This is a genomic window from Flavobacteriales bacterium, assembly GCA_020635395.1.
GTDB lineage: Bacteria > Bacteroidota > Bacteroidia > NS11-12g > UBA9320 > UBA987.
Window position 1 is genome coordinate 1,344,864 of sequence record JACJZV010000001.1, and the last position, 23,449, is coordinate 1,368,312.

A 23,449-nucleotide genomic window follows, 5' to 3' on the forward strand; every position below is an offset into this window, starting at 1 on the left:
GCTTCATTGTGACCGCGTCAGAGCCTGTCCCGCACCTCAGGGGCGGGAATTCAAACCTGAAACCTTCCCGACACGTGTGTCGGGATGCTCTAATCAGTTGAGCTACGAAAGATTAATTCTATAATCCGAGTTTTACTTTTCCAAGCCTTTAATTGCTTTTCACGTTGCATGGCTTCTTGTTTTGTTGGGTAAGTTTCTACATACACCACTTTCCAGTCGGTAGCTTTTGCGGTATGTCCTTTTTTTGAATGCAGATGTTTGTAAAGCCTTTCTTCAACAGATAAAGAAGTGTATCCGATGTAATATCCGTTTAATTTATCGGAATGTAAAATATACAATGAGTACATAAAAAAGAAGCTGCCCTTTTGAGACAGCTTCATTGTGACCGCGTCAGGATTCAAACCTGAAACCTTCTGATCCGTAGTCAGATGCTCTATTCAATTGAGCTACGCAGCCAATTATTTTTCCATTTGCGTCAGGATTTTTACCTGAAACCTTCCCAACACGAGTGTCGGGGTGCTCTATTCAATCGAGCTACGCAGCCAATTATTTTCCATTTGCGTCAGGATTCTTACCTGAAACCTTCCCGACACGTGTGTCGGGATGCTCTATTCAGTTGAGCTACGCAGCCATTGGCGTGTGCAAAGGTAAATATTTAAGAAAACTAGAACTAATTTTTTATTCTTTTTTGCAACCGAATTTGGATGAACTCAAAAGCAGGGTGGTTTTATTTACTTTTTTTTGATTGATCAATATCCCATGCCTCAAACAAAAGCGATTTTAACAAATCAATGTCAATTTCATGGATGTTTTCAAAATCACGATAAGAAACGAATTTTCGGCTTTCCAATTTGAAATACTGGGTTTCATCGTTCAGTAAATGCCCTGAAGTAAGCCCAAACCGCACGCCTTTGTAGGTTCTTTTTTTACCCCATAAAACGCTGCCCGGCCAAATGAAACAAATTGCACGATGACCGTAAAAATAGGGGACATTAAACGATAGTTTGTTTGTTGAAAAAGGCAAACAATCTTGAGTTAACTCATAAAGAAACCGACTGATTTTCAATTCGTCAGGTGGTAAATAATCAAAAAATTCTTCAAGCGTTTTAAACCGTACGTTTTGTATAGATGCCACGCAACAAAGAACGTATTTTTGAAAATCAATCAAAATATGACAAAACATTTCTGCTAATTGAATGGCAACTTCCTAAATTGCAAAAAAAAGTCATGAGAAGTTTACTAAAAACCATTTTGCTGTGGCTTTCTGCCAACCTTTGTTTTGCCCAAAATTGGCAAATGTTTCCGCTGGATAGTTTACGTGTTTTTGTGAACGAAACCGAACAGATTTCAAACTCTAGGTATTCAAATTTGCTATCTGGAATTGATTTTAGAGATTACCAAACCAATGAAGACACAACCATTATTGACCTCGCTCGGTTTGCCCGTGCCAAGAGTTCTGATATTTCCATGAATCAATATGGATGGTATTATGATGGAATGTCCAACTTTGGAAGTAAAATAGTTACTACACCTTCTAAAACTACGTTGATTTTTACCTCCAAATACGGTTCTCAAAAGGATAGTCTCATTTTTTTACGGACACCTGAAATCAACAACGAATGGGTTGTTTTCAATAATAGTGACCTTGAAATTAATGCTAAAGTAATGAGCAAACATGGGCAAGACGGAGATTCTATTTTAACTATTAGTTTGGAGGTTAAATCAAAAAACCGGGGTATTAGAAATTTTCTAATGGAAATTTCAAAAGAAAAAGGTTTGCTAAAGAGCCCTGTTTTTTATGATATTCTTATGGATTCGGAAGATTTAAGTAGTCTGAAAGAAGTTGATTTTATTGGCTATAAAGAAAAAACAAAAAAGGATTTCTTTTTTATTGAACCAGGAACTGAGTTCCAGTTAAATTCTTTGTGGGAAACCGACGGAACAAGATATGAATTATCAGTTTTTAATGACACCTCAAAATACATTGTGTATCATCACGAACACGAAACAAAGTGGCATGAACAATCACAACACTATTATTTTACATATAGCGATGGTTATCATGGGCATACGGACTTTGTTCAGGAGGCTGATGACAGCACCATTGCGAATCCGTTGCCAAGTCAGCGTTTCTACAAAAACGATACAGCTTTCCATCCAAGCCTATTTGTAAACGGATATTTTACAGACTGCGGAAAACAGGTTATTACAAAAATTGCCATGCCCATCAAACCGTACGTTTGGATTTCGGAAGATTCGATAGTTGTTAATCCCGAAATGATGGATTTAAGTAGCGAATGGTTTGATTATATGGAAAGTGTAGGGCTGGTAAGGTATTATTTGGATGCAATGAATAGTTATTATTCGACAGATTTGGGATATGCCAAGTTTCCGAATGGATGCGAGATGGGGGAGAAACATTTTCGGTTTACTTCGGTGGAAAACCGAAGTTTAAAAACAATCGACCTTTACCCCAACCCAACCACTGATTTTATAAACTTGGACATCGAAGAAAAAGTGAATGAAATTATGGCCGTTTCGTTGGATGGCCGACAGACAGTCTTGATTTTTGAAAACGACAAAATAGATGTTTCCAAATTGGAATCAGGAATTTATGTGGTGGAGATAAAAACCGATTCAGGCGTGTTGAGAGGGAAGGTTGTGAAATTGTAAAACAGGTGAATATGAAAAGAAAAGTATTGTTTATTGTTTTGGTTCTGGCTGTCAATTTAGGTCTTGCCCAAAATTGGCAAATGTTTCCACTCGATAGTATGAGAGTGTATGTGAATCCGTTTCAACAAAATGAGTTTCTTGAGTACGATAGTCTTGGAAATTTACTGACAGGAGTTGATTTTAAGGAACATAAAACACTCTACGACACAACAATTATAAAGTTGGAGCAATATTCCAGGCTTACAATATTTGAATCTCACTTTTATTGGCCTGAGCCAGTGGCCACATATAACGGTAATTCAAATTTTGGAAATCACATTATAAAAACTTCGGAACATACTCTTTTAGTTTTTCAACCACAATCAAGTTCGTTTAATGATACATTGGTTTTCTTGAATCCTGAAAGTGTTACCGCAAGCTGGACAGTTTATCAAAAGGATTCTTTGACGATACTGGCAAAAAATTTAAACCTAATGGAAAAAGATGGAGATTCAATAGCAACGATTGGATTAACAATTGAAAGGTTGACTAATACTGGATTGGAAACCAAAGTATTGCCCATGAAAGTGTCGAAAAAATATGGAGTTATAAAATCTCCAGTGTTTTATGAAATTGTAAGAAATAAAAGGCCGTTAGATAAAATAAGCTCTGTTGATATTCTTCCATACCATCCTAAATCTGTTTTAGAATTTAGTAAACCCAAGGCAGGCACCATCGTGCATGAGTTTCAAAATCTTACAAATAATTATATGGTTTTCTATAATATTTGGTCGAATACAGAGTATTACGATACTTTTTATAGAAAAGAGCAACGAATGCTTGTAACTAATCATTATGAGCATACATTTAATAAGGAAAGCTATTCAGACGAAACGGTAAGCTTTAAATCAGCCGATTTTTATCGTTCGAATGAATATATTCCCGGTAGAAAAGACACTAATTTTAATTATACAGGCCTTTGTCAATGCTGGAGCTATTTTGGCCCGTGCAACAAACAGATTCTAAATCACTTTAATCAATACATGGGTGATTATTTTTTCAAGAATGATACAATATTTATTTTACCTCGAGTTGATGAAATGAATTGGCATCAAACGCCAAATCAATTTATGGAGAATGTTGGATATGTTTCGGGTTTTAATTTTAGCGGACAAAGGAAAACTAAACCCTCATCACCATTCGAGGTTTATGATGATTACGGTGTACAATATCTCCACATACCTGGCGAGTGTGAATTGGGTGCTAAAATGTGGCGATTTGACGGGAGTGGAATAAACGATATTTCAGAGTATATTAATTTTTACCCCAACCCGACCACTGATTTTATAAACTTTGATATCGAAGAAAAAGTGAATGAAATTACGGCCGTTTCGTTGGATGGCCGACAGACGGTATTGATTTTTGAAAACGACAAAATAGATGTTTCCAATTTGGAATCAGGAATATATGTGCTAGAAATAAAAACCGATTCGGGTGTATTGAGAGGGAAGGTTGTGAAATTGTGACAAGCGATTAATTAGCTGTTTGGTCGAAAAATTATAGAATTTTGGTAAATTGAGTTTACCATAAATTTGTTACAGAAATTGGTCAATTCTTTTATGAACAAATATTTTTATTTAGTTATTGCAATAGTCGGGATTTGGGGATGTAATGACGACCCAAAAGAGCCGGAAGTTTCATGCGAAAATTGTATTCAGTTTACGGACCCAAAGGGTGTTAAGAGAACCTTTATCGTCTATTCGAAAGAGCTTGCCGAGAATACCGTTTATCGCGACTCGAATGGCAATGGTGTTCCCAAAGGCCTATTAAAACTTTATGCTTCCGAAAATCCAAATAGTATAATAGGAATGACATTTTATGTAAACCAATCGTATGATTTTAAACGAAACTATACTGCATCCGGGAAAGTTGACTTTTTGCCCGGTGGAAGCATACGCTCGGGTTACGACAAAGCAATTGTGGTGTTTTGGGACGGAAATCCAAATGGAACAGGATTACTGGCGATAAAATCTGATGTAGAAATAGATGACTATTCATATTCAAAAGATGTTTACGACCAACACATAATGAAAGGAAAAATGAGTAAACTGTATTTTGAGCGTAGCGACAGTACCAAGACAATTCCTTCTTTTGGGGTGAGCAAAGCAGAGCTTAATGATGTATTGATTAACATAAAATATTAGAAATGAGAATAATTCGAAACTCAATAGTTCTATTGTCCTTTGTTGCCCTATTAACTTCTTGTAAAGATGAGAAGGTGGAAGACCCTGAACCTACGACAACTGGGTTTCATACAAATTTGAACGGTTGGAAGTATGTCGGAAGTAGCAATATTAATTTCCCAACAGTTAATCCTCTTTTATTCATTAGATTTGAACTATTATACGGAAATACTTTCGATGATAGAACAGATATCATCTTTCAAACCAACGATCCAAATGATTACCCAACAACTCAGCGTGTATATAGACTGATTTTCAATAAAAATGGTTCGAAGTACTTATTAGAACCAATAAATGTGAACATCTTCCCATATAGTGCGGTAACAACGTCTTCGCAAGAAATCAAAGCCGTTAGAACTGAAGGGGTGTTTGAGGATGATATCTCTATGATTTTGGGTCTTAGTACAAATTCTAATTTAAAAGTTAGTGCAATACAACCTAAGTATCAAAAAGAGCAATTGAATATTTATAGTATATCAAATGGAGCGTTATCCTTATGGAAAAAGCAAGCGTACGACCTAAGCAAAGAGAATGGGTTTTTAGGTAATTATTTTCTTCTAAAACCGCTATACAAAGGAGATCAATACCCAATAACACTTGATGAGATACAAAATAATACCCATGTGGCCGGTTTGGTAGAAAATGATGGCACTTTGACCTTTGTTGCGGTAATTGGCACAACCCCATATCGTTCACTTTCGCTGTTCAAAAGTCTGCCAGGGCTTGAAAATGTTAAACTCGGAGACTATTCGGGACCGGTGCATAGAGCCATTCCAAAGCACAATTTGGCCGTTGCAGAAGTTTCAGATGGAGATGCCTCTACAGACCTTTCAAACTCATTATTTGTGCGAAAAGGAAATCGGCTCTTTATGCTGCTGGGTTTTACAAATAACAAAACACAATTTATTGAAGTTGACAGAGATAAATTTCTTTTAAAGACCAATTCAAACTATTCATATCCTGAATCGGCTGCTAAAGAAAAATGGATTGGAATGAGTACGAATAATGAAGGAACACTCATCACAACAACCTCGCCTTTTGGAATAAAAAAATATGATGGAAAAAATTCTTCTTCTATTGATTTACCTGATTTTAAACAGTTTAAGGAAGGACGAGGTGGAATCGTAGATGTATTTTTCAACAACGATAAGCTGTACTTAATGGTAACCAATGAGTATGAAATGTATTTCTATACAAAAGATATCTAAGAATCGAATGAAAATATTTTTAAACATCTTATTTTTTCTGGGAGGCACATTAGCTTATGGTCAAAATTTTATAACTCCTGTTAGTTGGAAATGGGCTACTCTCAATTATTCATGCCCTCCGGAAATAGTCAATTTTCCGACGGGTTTAGATTATAGTTCCGGCCCCAAATGCATGAAAATTGACAGTATGGGAAATGTTTACCTGTTGGGTTTAATACAAGTTAGTACGGGTATGGATTATACATTGGCGGCCAACACTACAAATTCTAATACCTTTACGCAAAATAATCCATTTATAACCAACGCCGGATATTCATTTTACCTGCTAAAATTGGACTCTACGGGTCAGTTGGTTTGGTGCAAAGACATTGTCACTGCCGGAATTTGGGAAGGTATGTCGTTCGAACTTTTTGTAGATGCAAAAACATCTACCTCATTGGTTTTATGCCCTACCGGAAGTGAAATAATTTTTAGTGGCCAAAAAATCCGCACGCAGGGAACATCTGGTGCAGTATTTTCGTTCGACTTAAATGGCAATCTGATTGATACCACTTGGTATGTAAATAACTTAACACAAGGTGATTCGGCAAGTTTTTTGTATTCAAAGCCAGGGCTTTGGCCGAATCAATTTGATGTGGTAAAACATACTTTGAAAGGCGACGAATTATTAAAAACGTTCAATTATTCTATACCTCAATTTATTTACAATCCTTTCGAAAATCAATATTTTTCGCTTAGCTTCGGGAGTGATGTTATCAGGGTTTTCGATTCAAAACTGAACCAGATAAAAAATATTCAACTTACCGGAGATGTTCCAGATATGAAAGGAACATCGTTTGACATTGTTTTTAAACCAAATGGCGACTTCATGATATTGTATCTCGAATCGGCAAACAAAGTTCACAAGCTACTTTACATTGATTCAACTTATCAATGCAAATGGTCTAAATATTTAGGCAATTCTGCCGCATTTGATGCCGATGGAAATCCTTGGAGCTATTACTCAAATACGGGTTTGGTGGCAGGCAAACGAGTGTTTCCTTATAGAGGGACTTCGAGCGTTGCCGTAAAGCTGAATCCATTAAATGGTGAACCTACGGGAGATTACATTTCACCGAGTTATACCAGCTACTGTCTGGGGTCGGATGATTTTTGCATTGATTCAAAAAATAGGTTTTATATGTCTGGAACTTTTCGTTACGAAATAGAGTTCGGCAATACCGTTTTAAGCCATATATGCAATAATAAAGCGTATGGCAGAACGCAGTATGTTGCTATGGCAAGCCCTGGTAAAGAAATCAACCGACTAACATCCAAAATTGGCAAAACAGAAATGGAATCGGGCGTTTTTCTATACCCCAACCCAACTACTGATTTTATAAACTTCGACATCGAAGAAAAAGTGAATGAAATTACCGCCATTTCGTTGGATGGGCGGCAAACAGCATTGATTTTTGAAAACGACAAAATAGATGTTTCCAATTTGGAATCAGGAATATATGCGTTAGAAATTAAAACCGATTCGGGTGTATTTAGAGGGAAGGTTGTGAAGATATAGCAATTAATAAAGTTGGCAACAACGAGATTAATAGTGAGAACAAAGAGTTTTAACCATTCAGGAATTAAGAATATTAAGCCTGCGGCAGAAAAAATTGTAATCCTCACCAACATTGAACCAATTTTCAACTTCAAAATAATCTATTAACACCCTATTTTTGCGGCATGGGAAGAGCATTTGAATTTAGAAAAGCCAGAAAAATGAAACGTTGGGGTAAAATGGCCGTAACGTTTACCAGAATAGGAAAAGAAATTGCCATGGCCGTAAAAGAAGGTGGGGCAGACCCCGCCAACAACTCACGGTTGCGAATGGCCATACAAAATGCCAAGTCGGAAAATATGCCCAAAGACCGTGTAGATGCGGCCATAAAACGTGCTTCCGACAAAGACAGCAGCAGCTACGAAGAAGTGCTTTATGAAGCCAAAGGAGCTTATGGTTTAGGAATAATGATTGAAACGGCCACAGACAATATCAACCGAACAGTGGCAAACATTCGAGCCATCTTAAAGAAAAATGGGGGAGAGCTTGGCACCAGTGGTTCGCAGGAGTTTAACTTTGATCGCAAATGCATTTTTAAAATCGAGTTGGGAGCAAGAGATTTGGAAGAATTAGAATTGGAATTGATAGATTTTGGTTGCGAAGAAATTGAGCAAGTTGAGGACGAAACGCTTATTTATACTGCCTTTGCTGATTTTGGAAACATGCAAAAAGGGCTAGAATCTATGGGCATTGAAATCGTATCGGTGGATAAAGAACGAATTCCGCACAACACCATCGAATTGACCGATGAACAAAAAGAAGAAGTTAACAGTCTGATAGAAAAACTGGAAGAAGACGAAGACGTGCAAAACGTGTTTCACAACGCCGATTTGTAGGTTAATGTTTTAACCACTTTGCCACTGCGAATAAATAAACTCTGAGACCTCTGCGAAAAACTCTGTGCCTCTGTGGTAAAAAATTAATACCACGGAGAACGCAGTTCGTCTCAGTAAAAAGATTCATCGGGCAGGCCTCTGCATGACGGTAAAACAACCTCGTCACCCGATAGCTATCGGGTCAGAGCAAAGAGAAGCATCTCAAAAGTTGATTGGTTCACCGCAGCCAATGCAAACAAACTCCATGACTACTGTGAAAAAACTCAATTCCTTTGTGGTAAAACAAATAAGTAAAGTATGAAAAACGTTTACATAGAAAACTCGAATCAACTAAACGTCCAATTCTCTAACTTTCCAACCTTATTCAAACTCCGACAGCTCCAACCAACGATTTTCTTTTTCTTCTAATAAAGCTATAATTTCCTCAATGCGTTTTGATTTTTGTTGAAGTAGCTCATAGTCATTATTACCGGAAGTTAAGAAAGACTCAATTTCCGTTTTTTCAAGCTCTAAGTTTGCAATTTCTGTTTCGAGATTCTCAAACTCTAACCGTTCTTTAAACGTTAATTTAGTTTTAACTTGAGCATTTTTTTGTTCGGCTTTCCAATCTGCTTTTTCCTCAGAAGTGGTTTTGTTTTTTAGCTCTTCCGTTTCCAGCCAGTCTTGATAATCGGCATAAGTCCCATTAAAATCTTTTATCTCGCCATCACCTTTAAAAATAAAAAGATGATCTACCAAGGTGTCCATAAAATATCGGTCGTGTGAGACGATAATTAGGCATCCGCCAAATTGAAGCAGAAAATCTTCCAATTTGTTTAAAGTCAACAAATCAAGGTCGTTGGTGGGCTCATCCAAAATCAGAAAATTAGGATTTTTGATTAAAACAGTCATTAAATGGAGTCGTCGTTTTTCGCCACCGCTCAATTTACTCACTGGGTTGTGTTGCATGGCAGGCGGAAACATAAAATGATTAAGAAACTGGCTTGCCGTTAGTTTGCTGCCATCACCCAGCTCAATCACTTCGGCGTATTCTTTCAAAATGTCAATTACTTTCATTTCGGGTTTAAAATCCAAGCCCATTTGGTTGTAGTAGCCAAAAACCACGGTTTCTCCCACATTTCGTTTGCCGCTGTCTGCCGCTTCAAGTCCACAAATCATATTTAAAAAAGTGGATTTGCCAACGCCATTTGGACCAACAATTCCAATGCGTTCACCTTTTTTAAATGTATAGTCAAAACCCTTGATAATTTTGGTTTCGCCATAGCTTTTGTAGATTTTTTTGAGTTCTAAAATTTTGCCGCCAATTCGACTCATTTTTACCTGAAGATTTAGTTCTGCCTCTCGAACGCCACTTTTAGCTTTGGCCTCTGTGTCGTAAAACTGTTGTATGCGAGATTTCGATTTCGTTCCACGGGCTTTCGGCATTCTCCGAATCCAGTCAATCTCCGTTTTTACTTTTTTTCCTGCTTTTTCAATTTCTATGCGGTTTACTTCTTCTCGTTCTGCCCTTTTTTGCAGAAAAAAAGAATAGTTTCCTTCGTGTGTATAGAGTTTCCCGTGGTGCAATTCGAGGATTGTATTGCACACATTTTCAAGAAAATATCGGTCGTGCGTAACCATAAGTAGGGTTAAACCTGACCGACTCAGGTAGTTTTCGAGCCACTCAATCATACCCACATCCAAATGGTTTGTGGGCTCATCCAATATCAACAAATCGGGTTCGTCTAACAATGCCAACGCCAGAGCCAGTCTTTTTTTCTGCCCCCCGCTTAGGCTCGACACTAATTGTGATTGGTCTATTATTTCAAATTTTGTTAAAATTTCGGTCAATCTACGTTCATAGTCCCAGGCGTTAAACTTATCCATATTGGCCATGGCTTCATCTGCTGCTCGTTGGGTTTGACTGTTATAATCGGCTGCCTGTTCGTCCAATGCAGCGTGGTAATTTGAAATAATTTCGAGCAAATCAGAATTGGCCGTTTTTATCAAATTTTCGATGGTGGTATTTTCATCAAATTCCGGTTCTTGGCTCAAATACCCCACACGAATTCCATTTCGAAACGCCACATTTCCATTGCTGGCAATATCTTTTCCAGCAATAATTTTAAGCATGGTTGATTTTCCGGTACCGTTATTGGCCACCAACGCCATTTTATCACCTTTGCTAAGGCCAAAGTTTAGCCCTGTAAAAAGGATTCTTTCTCCGAGATTTTTCTCTAAATTTTCTACCGAAAGATAATTCATGGGGCAAAGATAGACTTGTAATTTTGTTGTTTTCTTGCAACTATTACCTATTTCCGTGTCATTTCTAAAAAATAAAATGATTATGAAAGCTCAATTGGTCATGTTGTTTGCCTTTTTTACCACACTTTTAGGCTGCCAAAAGGATATTGCTCTCCAACCCCAAATTCTCCCTATGGAATTGAGTCCACAAATATTGTTCGAGTGCAGCATAACGGGATATGGTATAATCAACAATGAAGTACGTTATCTACTTACCCAAGATGGGAAGGTTGTGTCAGCTGAATGGCCAGAAAATGACCTTGATTGGAACAATGAAAAAGGAGGGTTCATTTCAAAAGAAGACCTTTTCTCAAATTATGATAAATGCAGCCTTGTCTGGGAAATTGATACAACTGAATTGAAGGAAAAGGTAAAACTCATTGAGGCAACTATTGACGGGTTAATGACCGAACTTTATATACCCAAGGTGTACTTTTACTCTACAACTACTTTAAGTTGTTATCATTGGGATGAACAAAAACAAATGTACCGCAATCAACTATTGCTTATGGATGGTCGATTTCAACAAGCAAACACCACAGAAGAGGCTCGACAACTTATTCCATATTTGAGAAAGGTTTTTAAACGATAAACAAAGTCTTTTTATGGAGATGTTTTCTAATTATTAATTTACCACAACATGATAAATTTCTGGTGACCAATAAAATGAGTTCTCAAAAAAGAGTTAATTTTGTCCATAATTTAACGTTATAGCAGAATAAAGTTTCGCTATAAGGAACGTTAAATTATAGAATGCAATGTTGGTCAAGAATAATACAAAAATTTTTTTATCCATTTTTTTGGTACATTCCGTACCCACATTTTCTTATTTCCTAATTTTCATAAATTTATAATAACATGTACAAAATTTTTATTTTCTTTACTTTATTATTAACCACCTATATTTCGTACGCAGCGAAAACTTGGGTAGGAAGCACTAGTCCAATTACAGATTCCGCTTGGAACACTGCGTCAAATTGGTCTCCGAGTGGAATACCAGGAGGTTCTGAAAAAGTTATATTCAATACCACCGTAGAAATTTACAGCAATGTGTCAATAACGAGTTCAAACCCCATTGATGTTGATGACTATGGCAGTTTGACGATTATTCCTGACCCAAATAGCACAAGTGCTGATACGTTTAGAGCGGCAATCGTTAGAATGGGAGATAGTGCCACATTGGTAAATGAGGCTAATGTAATTTTTAGCGATTTAAATTATGGTTTAACAAGCTCAGGTAGCGGCGGTGCCGAAGTAACAAACGGCGGCTATATGAGTTAAAAAACTTAAATGTTGGAAATGGCACTATTCCCAGCAATTTTACCAATGATGGTGTTTTATTAATTGAAAAAAACGTGGTGGTAGAAGAAGGATATTTTACAACAATTAGTGGATCTACGGCTAACATGGACGGTATTCTGATTAGAGCTGGAGGAACAATGGCCAACTACGGTACGGTAACCTCAACGGCCAGCGGTTCTACGGGCAAGGTGGTCGTAGAAGGAGGTGGTACGTTGCACAATTATAGCACTGGTGAAATAACCGCAGAAATTGGAACTGGAAACATTTACCCCATAGATATTAATGGAACGTTTATTAATGATGGATTAATTCACGTTGGTATTCCCGTTGTTTCTGGAAGCTATAATGCCGGAGCAAAGGGTATTCATATATCAAATGGTGGTGATTTTTCCAATACAGGTAACATTACATTCAATATCGATCCTGCCAATTGTATTATTGTCGATAATTCGGGTAGCTCAGGATCTTATTCAAATACGGGGTTGTACACCATTTACTCAGGGAGTGCTTGCGGTTTACCTCTTCCCGTAACGTGGCTGTCGTTCAATGGTAAGCCATTAAAAAATTCAATTGAATTAACCTGGGAAACAGCCAGTGAAATGAACAATGAAAAGTTTCAGATATTTAGATCAACAGATAAAGGTAATTGGGAAATTTTGGTGTCTGTGCCTTCAAAAAATGGAAATGCAAATTCAAAGCAAACCTATTCTTATGTAGATAATGATGTGGTAGTTGGTACAACCTACTATTACCAGCTAAAACAAATTGACTACAACGATGACTTTACAATGTCAGAAATTGTTCGTGTAAAATGGGGTTTGAATTCAAATAACGACCAAATTAGTATTTATCCCAACCCTTTAAATGATCGAATACTAAATGTTCAAAGCAATACTGATGGAACATACGAGTTAAATAACTCACTTGGGCAAACCATCAAATCGGGCAACATCGATTCGGGTGAAAACAAAATCGAATTCAATGAAATGATTGATTCGCACGGTGCATTTTTATATTATTTGATTGTTAAAAATAGTTACGGAGAAATTGTATCGTCGTCTAAAATTGTTACATATACGAAATAAAGAAATCGAGTTTTACCACTTCAGGTAACACTTATCGAAACCACCATTTACAGCAAGTGAATGGTGGTTTTTGTTTTTATAAATAGCACACTTTAAAGTATAATTGAAAATTATCATTGACTGGTAATTTTAAAATGGCTTTAAACATGAAATCGACTATCGCAATTATCTTCTTTTTGGTTCTTTCCTTCCAGGGTTTGTGTACTATTATTCATGTCGAATTCAAAATAAAAAATAAGGAGATTGCGGATTTTGGGTTAGTATATGTAATTGTTCAGGATTCTTTGGGTAGAAGTATTTCTGCCAGCAATATAAATGGTAAAAGTGCCCTGCTTGATGTTAGTGATACCCTATCGGGCAAGTTAAAGCTAAAAATAGAGGCCTATGGTTATTTCCCCATCGAAATTCAACTTTCACCTCAAACCCTTTTACAAAATGATTCTATAACAATTTCAAATGTCAAATTGATAAAATCATCTGCCAAAAAAATTCCCCGAAAAGCCATGTGTGCAGTATATGCACCAAAGGAAAAAGACATTCCCAAGAAAATAAACATTAAGATAAATGGTAAAAAAAACATTTTGGTGCCTAATAAAGCCGGAGTGAGGGATCTTACCTACATCAATCAAACGGAGGTTTAAAGTAAATTCATTCCGCTTTTGAAGTTCAAAACCCGAACCCAAAAACTATATTTGCCCAAAATTTTCAGACAATGGAACTCGGTAAAAAACTTTTTAAATTCGAACTAAAAGCCACAGATGGTGAAGTATATTCAAATTATAGTTTTGCCGACAGAACGGCGTTATTGATTGTGGTAACCTGCAATCATTGCCCGTATGCCAATGCCTATTGGAAACGAATTGAGCGATTTAGCACCATTTATGAAGAGGACAATTTGGCGGTGGTTTGCATAAATCCAAACGATGCGGAAAAATATCCTCAGGATTCGTTTGAAAACATGGTGCAATTGATGAATGAAAACAAATTTAATTTTGTTTATCTACACGACGAAGCCCAAACCGTTACCAAAAAATTAGGTGCCACGCGAACTCCCGAGGCTTTTTTGTTCAACTCAAAACGGGAGTTGGTTTATAAAGGTGCCATAGACGACTCGTGGGAAAACCCACATTCTGTAACCCGTGTTTACTTGGAAGATGCCATCGAGGCATCATTAGACGGTTTAGAGGTTGATTTTCCTGAAATAAATCCTGTTGGGTGTTCCATTAAATGGAAACCCGGCAACGAACCCAAATGAAATTTGATTTACACAACAAGGTTGTCATCATCACTGGTGCCTCATCGGGCATAGGTGCAGCTTCGGCTTTGGCCATTTCAAAACTGGGGGCAAAAGTGGTGTTAGCTTCGCGAAATATCGATAAGTTAAACCTTGTTGCAAACAAATGTACCCCAAAAAACAACGTTTTGGTGGTAGTTACCGACATATCAAAAGAATCTGATTGCAAGAATTTAATTGATAAAACGGTTGAGCATTTTGGTAGATTAGACGCGTTGGTGTGCAATGCCGGAAAATCCATGCGAGGTTTGGTAGAAAATACCTCCGTTTCAGTATTTCGAGAGTTGATGGATGTCAATTTTTGGGGATGCTTGTACTGCACACAAGCTGCCATGCCACACTTGTTAAAATCAAGAGGAATGCTGGTAGGGGTGAGCTCTGTTTCAGGTTTTAAGTCGTTGGCAGGTCGCTCCGGATATTCGGCATCTAAACACGCACTCAACGGATTTTTGGATTGTGTAAAAACCGAAAATTTAAAAACGGGTGTACATGTTTTAACGTTTTGTCCGGGCTTTACGGCCACCGATATTCGACTGAATGCCTTAAACGAACGTGGAGAAACGCAGGCCGAAACTCCTCGAAACGAAGAAAAAATGATGAAGCCGGAGGAGGTTGCCCATAAGTTATGTCAATCCATTCAGCAGAAAAAAGACTTTGTGGTGCTGACCAAAGAGGGGAAGATTATTTATTGGTTAAGTAAATTTGTCCCCAATTTTATTTCAAAAAAGATTTTTGAAGAATTTGCAAAAGAACCCAACTCTCCATTGAGAATCCAACCTTTAAACGAATAAAAATTGATACTTACATTAAAAAAGTGCATTGCCGACTCTTTTGTTAGTTTGTTTAACGAACAACTTGATTTTGAGCAAATTAAACTGGAAAATACCAATCCGGATTTTGAAGGAAATTTCACTTTTGTTGTTTTTCCGTATTTAAGAGTTTCAAAGAAAAAACCAGAAGAAACGGCTCAATTAATCGGCGAGTTTGTAAAAGCAAAGATGCCCGAAATTCAAGCGTTTAATGTGGTAAAGGGTTTTTTAAATTTTTCATTTTCTGAGAAATTTTGGATAGGCCAACTTTCGCGGTTTAATAGTGCCAACCGATTGGGCAAAACCACCGATAACCCTGAGAAAATAATGGTGGAATATTCATCCCCGAATACCAACAAACCATTGCATTTGGGGCATGTACGAAATAATTTATTGGGATATTCTATCTGCCAAATTTTGGAATATTATGGCCATGATGTTATGAAGGTAAACTTGGTAAACGACCGAGGAATTCATATTTGCAAAAGCATGCTGGCCTATCAGCACTTTGGCAACGGCGAAACTCCAGAAATAGCAGGGATGAAGGGTGACCATTTAATTGGCAAATACTATGTGATGTTCGACAAGCTAAACCGCGATGAAGCGGCACAATTGGTGGCGGAAGGCATGGATGAAGAAAAGGCCAAAATGCAAACCACTTGGATGAAACAAGCCTCTGAAATGCTCGAAAAATGGGAGCAGGGAGATGCGGAAACAGTTGCCCTTTGGAAAAAAATGAATGAGTGGGTGTATGATGGATTTGAGGTTACCTACAAACGAATGGGTGTGCAGTTCGATAAATTTTATTACGAATCAAACACGTATTTATTGGGTAAAGAAATAGTAGAGGAGGGGCTGGCCAAAAAAGTTTTTTATCGAAAACCCGACGGTAGTGTTTGGATTGATTTAACCGCCGATGGATTAGACGAAAAGCTACTGCTACGAGCCAACGGAACCAGTGTGTATATGACCCAAGACATGGGTACAGCCGATTTGAAATATGCCGATTTTCCGGCCAAACAATCGGTGTATGTGGTGGGAAACGAGCAGGATTATCACTTTAAAGTTTTGCAACTCATTCTTCAAAAACTTGGCCGTCCGTATGCCGATGGAATCTATCATAAAAGTTATGGTATGGTAGAACTTCCAACCGGAAAGTTAAAAACACGTGAGGGAAAAGTGGTAGATGCTGACGACCTAATGGACGAAATGTATGAAACAGCCAAAACCCGCACAGCCGAGCAGGGCAAAACAGATGGCTTGTCGGAAAATGAATTAGATAAACTTTATGAAACGTTGGGTATGGGAGCCCTAAAATACTTTTTACTAAAAGTAGATCCCACAAAAAAAATATTGTTTAATCCGGCAGAGAGTGTTGATTTTCAGGGAAATACCGGAACTTTTATACAATATACTCACGCACGTTGTCAGTCTATTTTGTCAAATGTCGAGGTGCCTTCCGAACTTCGTTTTGATGGCAAATTGGAAAAAGTGGAGCAAGATTTAATGGTTCACTTTTTCCAATTTGATACAACGCTTGAAGAGGCAGCACGACAAATGAGTCCGGCGGTGATAGCCCAGTATTTATACGACACGGCCAAATTATACAACACGTTTTACAACCAATGTTCCATTTTAAGAGCAGATACCCAAGAGCAAATTCAACTACGAATTGCATTGACCAACACAACCGCCAAAATGTTAAGAGTTTGTGGCAAGATGTTGGGCATTGTTATGCCCGAAAGGATGTAATGAGTTTAATGGAGGTCGTAAATATTTTGGATATTTTTTAAAATATCTTCAAAGTCGAGGTTTAAATCCACCAAGAGTCCTTCACGCAAATCATATACCCAGCCGTGAACTTTGGGAAATCCGTTTTCGAGATATTTTTTTTGAACAGAAGCAATTTTGATAATATTTACACATTGTTCTTGCACGTTTAACTCCACCAATCGGTCAAAACGTTCCTTTTTATTTTCAAAGGCATCCAATTGTTTTTGATGCAGTCTATACACATCGCGTATATTTCTGAGCCAACCGTTTAAAAGGCCATAATCTTTTGATTGCATTGCCGCATTTACACCACCACACCCGTAATGACCGCACACCACAATGTGTTTTACCTCCAAATGCACAACGGCATATTCTATAACACTTTGAATATTCAAATCAGTAGAAACAACCATATTGGCAATGTTTCGATGCACAAATACATCACCGGGTTCAAGCCCCATAATGGTGTTGGCCGGAACTCGGCTATCACTGCAACCAATATATAAATAGTCGGGACTTTGGTCTTTGGCCAATTTCTCAAAAAAGTTGGCATCTTTATGTTTCATTTCTTCCACCCAAGCTCGGTTGTTGTCAAAAATTTCATCGTATTTTTTCTCCCACATATTTTTAATATTTTTATTGTAACATATTTTTAGAGTAAATGTTTCATTCCATCCATTTAAAACGGTGAAGAATATTTACGGTCTGTTGTAAGGCTATTATCACTCAACGTTTTTAAAAAGGCTACTAAATCCATTTTATCTTGTTCGGTAAGTCGCAATCCTGTGTTTGCAGTGGCTCTAAGGGCTTGATCGAGCGAGTTTGATTCTTTGATTTCTGAATTGTAATGATTAACTACCTCGTCTAATGTCTTAAAACGACCATCGTGCATATAGGGAGCAGTTAGAGCAATATTTCGCAAACTTGGTATTTTAAATGCTGCAATATCCTTTACTTCTCGCGTAACCTTGTATCTTCCCGAATCCTTAAAATTAGCATTGTTGTCTAAACCATTATTGGCATATAAATCGTTTTCAAAATTGTATCCTCCATGGCAATGAGCACAATCTGCTCCGCTTTTGTCGGGAAAAAACTCGTTGTATTCTGTGTTAAAAAGCACATAACCACGTTTCTCACTTTCGGTAAAAACGGTTGAGTCTTTTAAAAAAGCATCATATTTTGAGTTGTTAGAAACAATGCTGTTCATAAACTGTTCTAAAGCCAGTGAAATTAATTTTTCGTTAATGGTTGAAGTACCAAAAGCAGCTTTGAATTTTTCGGGATAAACATTGGAGGCACTCAGTTTGGCAATTACATTTTCTAAAGTTTCGTCCATTTCCAATGCGTCTTGAATGGGTTTAAGCGATTGATCTCGAAGCAAATGGGCTCTTCCATCCCAAAAAAATTCGTTGGTATTCCAAGCCATATTAAATACACCCATAGCCTGCCGTTTGCCGGGCAAATGCCTTACACCCAACGAAAAACGGCTCGTATCGCTAAATGCAAATTTTTGAATGTGACAACTTGCACATGCTTGGCTTCCATCTTTTGAAAGCATGGTTTCATAAAAAAGCATTCTGCCAAGTGCAACACCCTCCACAGTCAATGGATTATCAGCATTGATTAGAGGTGCTGGAAAATTTCCAGTTTCGAGGGTGTATGGGGTTGGCGACTCCTCGCCAATAATCACATCTTTGTCTTTACACGACGCGTAAAATAAAATCATGGCAGATAGAAGTGCAATTGAAATTTTAATCTTCATTGTAATCTAAATGTTGTATTTGCTAAAAATTGGTTATCCGTCAGTGATTTTAGAAAATCCACCAACTGATTTTTTTCTGTTTCGTTTAAATGCAGGGGTTTAATCAAATCACTTTTGTTTTCATGAGGTTTTCCACCCGAATTGTAATGGTTGATGACCGATGGCAAATCGGGCAATGAACCGTCGTGCATATAGGGGGCAGTAATGGCCACATTTCTCAATGAAGCCACTTTAAAAAGTGCCTCGTCTGATTGCAAACCTGTTAGACGTTTGCGGCCCAAGTCGGCATACTTTTCATACAAACCGTTGTTGGCAAATGCATAGTTGGTAAAATTAAAACCCGAATGGCATTTGCTGCAATTGGTTTTATCGCTGAAAAATAATTCCATTCCGGCTTTTTGATTCTCGGTCAATTCATTTCTATCAAAATCGGAATTAGAAGAGAGTAAACCACGCTCAAAAGTGGCCAATGCCCGCACCAACACATAATAATCAAAAGGCCTGTTGTAGGCTTCAAAACCCATGTTGGCAATCAGTGTATCACGCTTCAGTCTTTCAACTATTTCCAGAATATTAAAATCAAATTCGTTGTGTTCTTGTATTGGCACCAAAACCTGAGTTTCAAGGCTGGCCACACCTCCTTCTCGAGTGAAATATGGATGAAGGGCAACATTGCCCAAACTTGGGGTATTTCTTGTGCCGAGCCTATTAAACGCCCCTTTGCTAAAAGCAACATTATCGGCAAAGGCCAATTCTGGTTTATGACAACCTGCACAGCTGATGCTGCTGTCGTTAGAAAAAGCAACATTGTAAAACAACATTTTACCTAATTGCCATCTGATGTCCGAATATTCGTTATCCGCAGGATAAATTACACTCGGTATTTTAGATTGAAATTTGTTTTTAGAAGAGTCAATTTCTGGATCTTGGCCACAACCAGAAGCCACAAAAAAGATACAGGAAAATAGAAGTAATTCTTTGGTAATCAATTTATTGAACTATCAATTTATCTCGCACTACCAAGCCGGTGTTGTATCTAATTTGTACAAAATAAATTCCGGGAAGTTGACCACTTATTCCGATAGATTTTTTGTCTGAAATAATCACATCCAAGACCCGTTTTCCGGTAATGTCGAATAATTCAAGCAAACCGCTTTCTCCAGTCAAGTTTTGTATCTCAAAACTTCCATCAGCAGATGGATTGGGAAATACATTTATAACATTTTGGCTGATAGTATTTATTCCGGCAAGCGTGTTTTTTTGACCATCAGGAGATGAAAACACTTCTGTTCTGAAATTTCTTAATAGAGATAATCCTTCATTGTCTTCTCCATGATAAATTAACCCCGACGCAATGCTCACATTTTCAATAGCTTTGGTGTAGTCCGCATGAACGGTAATTACCAAATCGTCTCCATTTTTTTGCCCTTGATGTGGAATGGAAACCGCAAAATAGTTTTTATTTCCGAGGGCATGAATTTCAAAAGTAGTGGCAAGCGATGAGCCAGTTTTGCCCTCCATAGCCACAAATCGATAGCCGCTGCTCCAGCCCCAATGCATTGATGGAGATTTGGGCGACAAGGCATGAGAGGCAGGCCATTGCGTTGGATCGGCATTGTTTACCATGGGGTCAACTCCAATAGAAAAATTGACCGCTTCAAGGGTGGTAATGTTTAAATTTCCTAAAAAAGTCGTATCGTCTGCACCTGCATTTACCAAAATGTATATTTCCGAAAGATTTGTTTTTTTGCCACCATCATGGGTCAAACTTATTCCCGATACATAATATTCCATTCTGCCTACATTAAATTCTTCTGACAGGTTATTGGAAGTTGTTTGGCCAAACTGAAATGCCTCCGAACCAAGCAAATGCTTAAAGTTTAGCTTTACCGGAGTTTGAGCGTTGAGAGAAACAACATAAAATGTAAAAACAATAAAAGAGAAAAATTTTTTCATATTGAACAAATATTAACTGTAAAACCTAAGACATTGAAAGGACTAACCAATGCACTATGTGCAATTATATAAATTTTTGGTTAAAATTTCTTAGAGTGGTGCAAAAAAACGAATGGAAAAGAAATTTCTGAGAAATAAATTGACATATTAATAGATGTTAATATATTTGTGCGGATGAACACGCTCTTGTACAATTCTACCTATACCCGAAAAATGCTTCGCATGGCCGAAATATTGCGAACTATGGCTCACCCTGTTAGGTTGGATATTCTAAAACTTTTAAAAGAAAATGACCAAATGAACGTGTCTGCCATTCAAGAAAGGTTGGATTGCGGCTGTGAGCAATCCATGCTATCTCACCATCTAAATAAAATGAAGGACAAAGGCATTGTGACATCCGTTAAAGACGGAAAATTTATCTATTATACCATTGAAGATGAATTGATAAAAGACCTCCTAAATTGTATCGATAAGGAAACTTCTGAATAAAAAATTTTAATTGAATATATAGATATATGTATATATGTTTACGTATGAATTTATAGGGTATTTTGTTTCGGTGCTTATAGGCGTTAGCCTCGGTTTGATTGGCGGGGGAGGCTCCATTTTGGCTGTTCCAATGCTTACCTATTTGTTTATGATTGAGGAAAAATCGGCCACGGCTTACTCCTTATTCATTGTTGGAAGCACCGCTTTGGTGGGTGGTTTGCAAAAACTATTAAAGGGCAAAGTACACTTGCCAACCATTGCATATTTTGGCATTCCGGCGGTGGTTGGCATTAGCCTGATGCGATTTTTTGTTGTTCCCAATATTCCAACACATTTATTTTCTATCGGAGATTTTGAGGTAACAAGAAGGCTACTCATGTTGGGGCTATTTGCCTTCTTAATGATTCCGGCAGCTATGTTCATGCTGAAAAAGGATAAAGCTGTTTCGGATGATTCCATTGCACTTAATACCACAAACCGTTTTTTAATGATTATTCAGGGATTGTTGGTTGGGGGCATTACCGGATTGGTGGGAGCGGGAGGAGGATTTTTAATCATTCCGGCCATTATGGCGTTGGCAAAATTGGATATGAAAACGGCCGTTTCTACATCGCTTATAATCGTTATGCTCAATTCGTTTTCAGGGTTTTTTATTGGCGATGCCTTCCGACAATCAATCGATTGGAATTTTCTTTTTAAAATAACCGGATTGGCGTTGATAGGTATTTTCGTTGGAATGGGTCTTGGCAACTATATAGATGGGAAAAAATTAAAAAAGGGTTTTGGGTACTTTATCGTAGCCATGGCAGCCTTTATTTTTTATATGGAAATTTTCGTAAAACATTAGCAAAAACAGAAATAGTATGAACTCAAAACATCAAATCGTAGTAATTGGAGCAGGAACAGGCGGATTAACCGTGGCTGCTGCCCTAAAAAAAGCAAATTCTGCCTTAGACGTGGTTATTATTGATCCTGCCGAAACCCATTGGTATCAACCTGCCTGGACTCTTGTGGGAGCCAATGCGTTTGACTTTAAGAAAACAGGTAGGCCCATGAAAGACCTTATTCCTAACGGGGTGAAATGGTATAAAAATAAAGTGGTTGACCTTTCGGGCGAAAACCAAACAGTGACGCTGGACAACGGTGATGTATTGAGTTATGATGTTTTGGTGGCTTCGCCGGGCATACAAATAGATTTGAATGGAATAGAAGGCTTGGAAGAAGCCATTGATACCGATAGTGTTTGTTCAAACTATGTTGACCCGCAAAAAACATGGCGGGTTTTACAAGAGTTTAAAGGCGGAAATGCCGTTTTTACACAACCAACCACGCCTATTAAATGTGGTGGTGCACCTCAAAAAATTATGTATTTGGCTGATGATTACTTTAGAAAAAGTGGTAAACGAGACAAAGCCAAAATCATTTTCGCCACCCCGGGCAGCGTAATTTTTGGTGTACCCGATTTTGCAAAAACCTTGATGCAAGTAATTGCCAGAAAAGAAATTATCCTCAAAACGTTTTATGCTCCGGTAAAGATTGATTCAAAGGCTAAAGTAATTACCTTTAAATATACCCAACCCAATTTTAACGATTGCATTATAAACAAGAATGATTCAATAAATGAAGTGGTTTCAAATGCCGAAACAACCATTGATATGCCGTATGACATGTTGCATTTAGCTCCGCCGCAATCTGCTCCCGATTTTATCAAAAAATCTGATTTGGCCAATGCCGGAGGTTGGATTGATGTAAACCATCATACCATGCAGCACAACAAGTTTAAAAATGTGTTTGGATTGGGCGATGCTGCCGCATTGCCAACGGCCAAAACCGGTGCAGCTATTCGCAAACAAGCCCCGGTAGTGGTTGAAAACGTGTTAAACTTAATTTCCGGAAAAGACAGTTTAAATTCCGATTATAACGGTTATTCATCGTGTCCGCTGGTAACAGGCTATGGCAAAATGGTTTTGGCCGAGTTTGGATATGACAATGTGCGAATGAGCGACCCTTTCCTTTCAAAATTTGTAGATACTACAAAAGAGAATTGGAGTATGTGGTTGCTTAAAAAATATGGTTTGCCCTATTTGTATTGGAATAAAATGATGAAAGGAAACACCAAATTCTAATACCCTTTAAAGGATTGTCAAAATTTATTAAACA

General features: G+C 37.6%; 23 protein-coding genes and 1 tRNA gene. 16 read left to right on the top strand and 8 right to left on the bottom strand.

Translation table 11 applies throughout. The features are described from left to right. Positions 1 to 89: 89 nt before the first annotated feature. The 3 genes from H6607_05730 to H6607_05740 form a co-directional block, all read right to left on the bottom strand. Entirely contained in the window at positions 90 to 347 is a 258-nt protein-coding gene (locus H6607_05730; GenBank protein ID MCB9261857.1) for a GIY-YIG nuclease family protein, read from the bottom strand. A gap of 35 nt (positions 348 to 382) precedes the next feature. After that, positions 383 to 456: transfer RNA gene (locus tag H6607_05735), tRNA-Arg, on the bottom strand. A 271-nt stretch (positions 457 to 727) separates the two neighbouring features. Further along, entirely contained in the window at positions 728 to 1,135 is a 408-nt protein-coding gene (locus tag H6607_05740; protein ID MCB9261858.1) for a DUF1801 domain-containing protein, read from the bottom strand. Between H6607_05740 and H6607_05745 the strand changes: the two genes are divergently transcribed. The 6 genes from H6607_05745 (at position 1,129) to H6607_05770 (ending at position 8,536) form a co-directional block, all read left to right on the top strand. Next, positions 1,129 to 2,673: a T9SS type A sorting domain-containing protein gene (locus tag H6607_05745; GenBank protein ID MCB9261859.1), complete on the top strand. Its 1,545-nt coding sequence runs from the start codon at positions 1,129 to 1,131 to the stop codon at positions 2,671 to 2,673. The two genes, H6607_05740 and H6607_05745, sit on opposite strands and share 7 nt — an antisense overlap. Positions 2,674 to 2,684: 11 nt before the next feature. Further along, positions 2,685 to 4,178 carry a T9SS type A sorting domain-containing protein gene (locus H6607_05750; protein MCB9261860.1) on the top strand — a complete coding sequence of 498 codons (1,494 nt, stop codon included), beginning with the start codon at positions 2,685 to 2,687 and terminating at the stop codon, positions 4,176 to 4,178. A 93-nt stretch (positions 4,179 to 4,271) separates the two neighbouring features. Next, entirely contained in the window at positions 4,272 to 4,856 is a 585-nt protein-coding gene (locus tag H6607_05755) for a hypothetical protein (GenBank protein MCB9261861.1), read from the top strand. A 2-nt stretch (positions 4,857 to 4,858) separates the two neighbouring features. Further along, positions 4,859 to 6,103 (top strand): hypothetical protein, encoded by a 1,245-nt coding sequence (locus H6607_05760; protein ID MCB9261862.1) that lies wholly within the window; start codon positions 4,859 to 4,861, stop codon positions 6,101 to 6,103. A 7-nt stretch (positions 6,104 to 6,110) separates the two neighbouring features. Beyond that, positions 6,111 to 7,661 carry a T9SS type A sorting domain-containing protein gene (locus tag H6607_05765; GenBank protein MCB9261863.1) on the top strand — a complete coding sequence of 517 codons (1,551 nt, stop codon included), beginning with the start codon at positions 6,111 to 6,113 and terminating at the stop codon, positions 7,659 to 7,661. 164 nt (positions 7,662 to 7,825) lie between these two features. Further along, positions 7,826 to 8,536: a YebC/PmpR family DNA-binding transcriptional regulator gene (locus H6607_05770; protein MCB9261864.1), complete on the top strand. Its 711-nt coding sequence runs from the start codon at positions 7,826 to 7,828 to the stop codon at positions 8,534 to 8,536. A 360-nt stretch (positions 8,537 to 8,896) separates the two neighbouring features. Here H6607_05770 and H6607_05775 read toward each other — a convergent pair whose 3' ends face one another. Further along, positions 8,897 to 10,780, bottom strand: coding sequence for an ABC-F family ATP-binding cassette domain-containing protein (locus tag H6607_05775; protein ID MCB9261865.1), 1,884 nt, complete (start codon positions 10,778 to 10,780; stop codon positions 8,897 to 8,899). Between the two features lie 82 nt (positions 10,781 to 10,862). On the opposite strand from H6607_05775, the gene H6607_05780 reads away from it, so the two are divergent. The 7 genes from H6607_05780 (at position 10,863) to H6607_05810 (ending at position 17,061) form a co-directional block, all read left to right on the top strand. Continuing rightward, positions 10,863 to 11,411 carry a hypothetical protein gene (locus H6607_05780; GenBank protein MCB9261866.1) on the top strand — a complete coding sequence of 183 codons (549 nt, stop codon included), beginning with the start codon at positions 10,863 to 10,865 and terminating at the stop codon, positions 11,409 to 11,411. Between the two features lie 266 nt (positions 11,412 to 11,677). Then, complete coding sequence (locus H6607_05785; GenBank protein ID MCB9261867.1) at positions 11,678 to 12,100, top strand: hypothetical protein; 423 nt, start codon at positions 11,678 to 11,680, stop codon at positions 12,098 to 12,100. A 74-nt stretch (positions 12,101 to 12,174) separates the two neighbouring features. Next, a complete protein-coding gene (locus H6607_05790) occupies positions 12,175 to 13,206 on the top strand; it encodes a hypothetical protein (protein ID MCB9261868.1) in 1,032 nt (343 codons plus the stop codon). A gap of 146 nt (positions 13,207 to 13,352) precedes the next feature. After that, the gene (locus H6607_05795; protein MCB9261869.1) at positions 13,353 to 13,847 is read left to right on the top strand and encodes a hypothetical protein; all 495 of its coding nucleotides are present in this window, start codon (positions 13,353 to 13,355) and stop codon (positions 13,845 to 13,847) included. 71 nt (positions 13,848 to 13,918) lie between these two features. Then, entirely contained in the window at positions 13,919 to 14,461 is a 543-nt protein-coding gene (locus tag H6607_05800; protein MCB9261870.1) for a thioredoxin family protein, read from the top strand. Beyond that, positions 14,458 to 15,291, top strand: coding sequence for an SDR family oxidoreductase (locus H6607_05805; GenBank protein MCB9261871.1), 834 nt, complete (start codon positions 14,458 to 14,460; stop codon positions 15,289 to 15,291). Before H6607_05800 ends, H6607_05805 begins: the two co-directional genes overlap by 4 nt. 6 nt (positions 15,292 to 15,297) lie before the next feature. Then, positions 15,298 to 17,061: an arginine--tRNA ligase gene (locus H6607_05810; protein MCB9261872.1), complete on the top strand. Its 1,764-nt coding sequence runs from the start codon at positions 15,298 to 15,300 to the stop codon at positions 17,059 to 17,061. 5 nt (positions 17,062 to 17,066) lie between these two features. Here H6607_05810 and H6607_05815 read toward each other — a convergent pair whose 3' ends face one another. The 4 genes from H6607_05815 to H6607_05830 form a co-directional block, all read right to left on the bottom strand. Continuing rightward, positions 17,067 to 17,705: a carbonic anhydrase gene (locus H6607_05815; GenBank protein MCB9261873.1), complete on the bottom strand. Its 639-nt coding sequence runs from the start codon at positions 17,703 to 17,705 to the stop codon at positions 17,067 to 17,069. A 56-nt stretch (positions 17,706 to 17,761) separates the two neighbouring features. Further along, entirely contained in the window at positions 17,762 to 18,844 is a 1,083-nt protein-coding gene (locus tag H6607_05820) for a c-type cytochrome (protein ID MCB9261874.1), read from the bottom strand. Then, complete coding sequence (locus H6607_05825) at positions 18,841 to 19,665, bottom strand: cytochrome-c peroxidase (protein ID MCB9261875.1); 825 nt, start codon at positions 19,663 to 19,665, stop codon at positions 18,841 to 18,843. Before H6607_05825 ends, H6607_05820 begins: the two co-directional genes overlap by 4 nt. A gap of 169 nt (positions 19,666 to 19,834) precedes the next feature. Then, positions 19,835 to 20,800 (bottom strand): T9SS type A sorting domain-containing protein, encoded by a 966-nt coding sequence (locus H6607_05830; GenBank protein ID MCB9261876.1) that lies wholly within the window; start codon positions 20,798 to 20,800, stop codon positions 19,835 to 19,837. 174 nt (positions 20,801 to 20,974) lie between these two features. Between H6607_05830 and H6607_05835 the strand changes: the two genes are divergently transcribed. From H6607_05835 to H6607_05845, 3 genes are read left to right on the top strand one after another with little or no spacing between them, the layout of a single operon-like run. Continuing rightward, a complete protein-coding gene (locus H6607_05835; GenBank protein ID MCB9261877.1) occupies positions 20,975 to 21,289 on the top strand; it encodes a helix-turn-helix transcriptional regulator in 315 nt (104 codons plus the stop codon). Between the two features lie 34 nt (positions 21,290 to 21,323). After that, a complete protein-coding gene (locus H6607_05840; protein MCB9261878.1) occupies positions 21,324 to 22,136 on the top strand; it encodes a sulfite exporter TauE/SafE family protein in 813 nt (270 codons plus the stop codon). Between the two features lie 16 nt (positions 22,137 to 22,152). Beyond that, the gene (locus H6607_05845; GenBank protein MCB9261879.1) at positions 22,153 to 23,415 is read left to right on the top strand and encodes an NAD(P)/FAD-dependent oxidoreductase; all 1,263 of its coding nucleotides are present in this window, start codon (positions 22,153 to 22,155) and stop codon (positions 23,413 to 23,415) included. Positions 23,416 to 23,449 lie beyond the last annotated feature (34 nt).